Here is a 1688-nt window from a genome sequence, read left to right as displayed (position 1 = left end):
AGCCCGGAATAAAACGAAGCCGAGCGCAAACGCGAACTGGAAGAACGCCGCGCAGTAGAAAATGCTGCTCGTCAGAAGGCTGAAGAAGAAGCCAAGCGTCGCGCCGAAGAAGAAGCGCGTCGCCAGCCTGCTGCTGCGCAAACCGCTACTAACGACGCCGTTGCAGCGCCTGCTGCAGTTGCCGAACCAGTGCGTGAAAGCGCGCCGGTTGTTGCAGCTGCACCAGCACCTGCGGCCGACACTCGTAAGCGCGACGAACAGCGTCGTCCGGACAAACCACGTGCCGACGATGCCAATCGTCGTGGCAGTGGCGATGGCGAGCGCAAAAACGCTCCGCATCGTGCTTCGGTCAAGGAAAAAGCGCCTGCTCCACGTGTTGCGCCACGTACTACCGACGAAGAAAGCGATGGCTTCCGTCGTGGTGGTCGCGGCAAGGCCAAGCTGAAGAAGCGCAACGCCCACGGTTTCCAGAGCCCAACCGGCCCTGTTGTGCGCGAAGTGAAGATCGGCGAGACCATCACTGTTGGCGATCTCGCCCAGCAGATGTCGGTCAAGGCTGCTGAAATCATCAAGTTCATGTTCAAACTGGGTACTCCAGCGACCATCAACCAGGTGCTGGATCAGGAAACTGCCCAACTGGTTGCCGAAGAACTGGGCCACAAAGTGACCCTGGTCAGCGACACCGCCCTGGAAGATTCCCTGGCCGAGTCCCTGAAGTTTGAAGGTGAAGCGTTCTCCCGTGCACCGGTTGTGACCGTAATGGGTCACGTTGACCACGGTAAGACCTCGCTGCTCGACTACATCCGTCGTGCCAAGGTAGCTGCTGGCGAAGCCGGTGGTATCACCCAGCACATCGGTGCGTACCACGTTGAAACCGAACGCGGCATGGTCACCTTCCTCGATACCCCTGGTCACGCCGCGTTTACCGCCATGCGTGCCCGTGGTGCCAAGGCGACCGACATCGTGATCCTGGTGGTTGCAGCGGACGACGGCGTAATGCCGCAGACCGTTGAAGCCGTTCAGCACGCCAAGGCTGCTGGTGTTCCGCTGGTTGTTGCAGTGAACAAAATCGACAAGCCGGGCGCCGATCTTGATCGCATCCGTAGCGAATTGTCGGTTCACGGCGTGACCTCGGAAGAGTGGGGCGGCGACACCCCGTTCGTATCGGTTTCGGCGAAAGTCGGTACTGGCGTGGACGAGTTGCTTGAAGCGGTCCTGCTGCAAGCTGAAGTTCTCGAACTGAAAGCGACCCCTTCGGCTCCTGGCCGTGGCGTTGTGGTTGAATCGCGTCTCGACAAAGGTCGTGGTCCGGTTGCAACCGTTCTGGTTCAAGACGGTACCCTGCGCCAAGGCGACATGGTGCTGGTCGGTTCGAACTATGGCCGCGTTCGCGCCATGCTCGACGAGAACGGCAAGCCAATCAAGGAAGCCGGTCCTTCCATTCCTGTCGAGATTCTCGGCCTGGACGGTACCCCGGACGCTGGCGACGAGATGAGCGTTGTTGCCGACGAGAAGAAAGCCCGTGAAGTGGCTCTGTTCCGTCAAGGCAAGTTCCGCGAAGTCAAACTGGCCCGCGCTCACGCTGGCAAGCTTGAAAACATCTTCGAGAACATGGGTCAGGAAGAGAAGAAGACGCTCAACATCGTCGTCCAATCCGACGTCCGTGGTTCGCGGGAAGCGTTGTCCGG

General features: G+C 59.8%; 1 pseudogene. It reads left to right on the top strand.

Annotated features, from left to right (window positions below):
- Positions 1-15 precede the first annotated feature (15 nt).
- A pseudogene (infB, locus tag ACIPLA_RS28225) lies at positions 16-1688 on the top strand (translation initiation factor IF-2); the annotation flags it as partial.

Origin of the sequence: Pseudomonas sp. NPDC086112 (assembly GCF_044746425.1) — a bacterium.
GTDB lineage: Bacteria > Pseudomonadota > Gammaproteobacteria > Pseudomonadales > Pseudomonadaceae > Aquipseudomonas.
Note: the sequence above shows the minus strand (reverse complement) of the source record. Positions and strands in the feature narration are given on the sequence as shown.